This is a genomic window from Bacillota bacterium, from assembly GCA_040754675.1.
Taxonomy (GTDB): Bacteria; Bacillota; Limnochordia; order Limnochordales; family Geochordaceae; genus Geochorda.
Genome location: JBFMCJ010000576.1, coordinates 1 through 2,496 on the forward strand (window position 1 = coordinate 1; position 2,496 = coordinate 2,496).

3 protein-coding genes are annotated in these 2,496 nt (G+C 71.1%); 2 read left to right on the forward strand and 1 reads right to left on the reverse strand.

Features of this window, described 5'->3' with window-relative positions; genetic code table 11:
- Together AB1609_21065 and AB1609_21070 are read left to right on the forward strand one after the other, a co-directional pair.
- The coding region (locus AB1609_21065; GenBank protein ID MEW6048926.1) for a hypothetical protein at nucleotides 1-701 on the forward strand (701 nt) is incomplete at its 5' end.
- Complete coding sequence (locus tag AB1609_21070; GenBank protein ID MEW6048927.1) at nucleotides 698-1,762, forward strand: hypothetical protein; 1,065 nt, start codon at nucleotides 698-700, stop codon at nucleotides 1,760-1,762. The genes AB1609_21065 and AB1609_21070, both read left to right, overlap by 4 nt.
- A gap of 13 nt (nucleotides 1,763-1,775) precedes the next feature.
- On the opposite strand, the gene rpsT is transcribed toward AB1609_21070, so the two are convergent.
- Nucleotides 1,776-2,081 (reverse strand): 30S ribosomal protein S20, encoded by a 306-nt coding sequence (gene rpsT / locus AB1609_21075; protein MEW6048928.1) that lies wholly within the window; start codon nucleotides 2,079-2,081, stop codon nucleotides 1,776-1,778.
- Nucleotides 2,082-2,496: the final 415 nt, after the last annotated feature.

Below are 2,496 nucleotides of genomic sequence, written 5' to 3' on the forward strand. Positions count from 1 at the left end.
GAGTGCAGCTTCCGGTCCGGTTATGGATACTGCCCGCCGCAGCGGGGGCCCTCCTGGCGGTCGCGCTCCGGGCACACAGTTCCTATGGACGCTTCCGCACGCTGGGGTGGGGTGTGGCGGCGCTCGTCGGGGCGATTCTGCTATCGGGGAGAGCTCCGGCGGGCCCCCAGGCGGGGTCGCTTGTCAGCACGCCGGCGGGCCAGGGATGGGTGGCTGCGGGTCTGGGGCCTGACCGAGCGGCATGGCTCGTCGTGAAGCTTCGTGACGAGCAGGAACTCGAACCGGTGCTGTACAAGACGGCAGGCGTCCTGGCAGGGCTGGGGCGGGTCCGGGCAGAGCTTGCGGTCGCCGAGGTGTTCGGCGCAGGCGAGGGTGCTCCGGCGCCGTTGCCCGCTGCGCTCGAGCGGTTCGGCCGGGTCTGGGTGCTGGTCCAACGAGACGGTGGGTTCTTGCTTTCCTCGCCGGGGTTTGGGGCGGGTCAGGGCGCCGCGCAGGTCGAGTTCGCAAGCCTGCGGCTGATAGCGGATGGGCGGTCCTCACGGCGTTTCCGCCTCGAGATGGGGGGCGCCGGTTCTATCCAATTCGACCTGGAGGGGGCGTGCCTGCGGCCGGCCTGGTCGGGGCGACAGGTCTGTCGCCGCGACGGGACGGTCTCTCAGTTGTTGTGGGAAGCGGGAGAAGGTGACGCTTTAAGCCCGTGAGCGATGCGGCAACTTCAGCTCCCGGCTGCCCGCCCGGCGCCTACGTGCTGCACGCGCCGGATGAGGCAGCCGGCCGGGCATTCATCGAGGCGGCCGGCGCGCCGGACAGCGAGCGGCTGACGTTTCACGGCGACGAAGTGCAGGCCGTGCCGGTGCTCGAGCTTCTCTACACCCCGCCGCTGTCCGGGCTGACCCGGGTGGTGGCGGTGCGGCGGGCGGAGGCCGTTCCCAGGAAAGAGATGGAGGCGCTCCTGCAGGCTGTCGCCGCCCATCCGGTCCGGCGGGATTGGCTCGTGCTGTGGGACCGATCGCCGGAGGGCCGGGTGATGGCGCTTCTGCGCGAGCTGGCCCCCTCCGGCCATCCGTTCACCGTCGTTGAGCCCGAGCCCAAAGAGGCCGCCCGATGGGCCGGGGGGGTGGCCGAGGAGTTGGGGAAGTCGCTGCGGCTCACGCCGGCCGCCAGAGCACTGGTTACAGCGGCACTGCGGCGCTTCCCCGAACGGGCCGAGCAGGAGTTGCTAAAGCTCGCAAGCTATGGCGCCCCGGAGCTAGGGGAACGGGAGGTGCGGCTGCTGCTGTCGGCCGACTTGCTGGAGGCAGCCGACGATACGGCAGCCTCACGTGCCGACGGTACGGACGACCGGCGGCGGTTCGAGGTGGCGAGCGCTGCCCTGGAGGGGGACTTTGCCAGGGCGCTTTGGACGGCGCGGGCCCTGCAGCACGAAGGGCTGCCGGCTGCCTGGTTCTGGCGGGACTTGAGCCGGCAGGCGATGCAGCTCTGGGACGTGGCCGAGGCGCTCGAAGCGCGATTTGGGGCCCCGGAGCACTGGCCGGTTGGCGCCGAGAAGAGCCTGCCGGAGACGGTGGTGGCCGGACGCCCCGCCCCCGTGGTCAGGCAGTGGGCCCGGCAGGCACGCCGCTGGGGAACGGCCGGCCTCCTGCAGATCCTGCTGTGGGCAGCGGAGGCCGACCACCACGCCAAGCGGGGGGGCATGAACCCGCCCGACGCCCTGACCCGCCTGTTCGCCCGCATGGCGGACCTGGCAGGTCGAGCCACTTAGAGAACGCAGCCGGTTACGAGGCGGCGGTCTTTTCCTGACCTGCGGCGGGTTGCTGCGCTGCCTCGAGGCGCCGCAGGTAAGCGACCAGCCGCGACTTGCGGCGTGCGGCCTGGTTGGGGTGGATGACACCCTTGCGCGCCGCTTTGTCGATGGCAGCCTGCGCGAGCGGGTAGAGCCGCCAGCCTTCGCCTGGCTGCTGCTGGGCCGCCCGCTGGCACTTGCGGATGGCCGTGCGCATGGCGGACTTGACAGCTTGATTGCGCGCGTGGCGCTTGATGGACTGGCGCAGCCGCTTGGCTGCAGACCGGGTATTGGGCACCCCTGAACCTCCCTTATTCCTCACAAGGCCGGGAGCATCTCCTGTCGCGGACGGTGCGATTCTACCACACGGCCATTTCGACCGCAACGCGCCCGGCCCGCCGGTGGGGCATGCTATCGGCGAGGTAAGCTAAGGCCCCAGGAAGGAGCCGGATGCGGCCCCATGTTATTTCCACCTCTTCCACCTTACTCGCGGCCTGACGAACAGGCTTTTCGCTTTCCGGCGGGTAGGCCCGCCATGCCCTCCAGGCCGGCGGGCGTTCCGCCGCTGTCCGGGGAGTGGCTGCTGGGGCGCCGCCGCGTTGAATCGGCCGGAAGGGGGTCTCGCGCTCAGCGGGAGGGCGACGGCGCAGGCGAGTCGGGCACCCGCACGGACCTGGCCCTCGAGGCCTACCAGGCCGTTCAGGAGCGCGCCC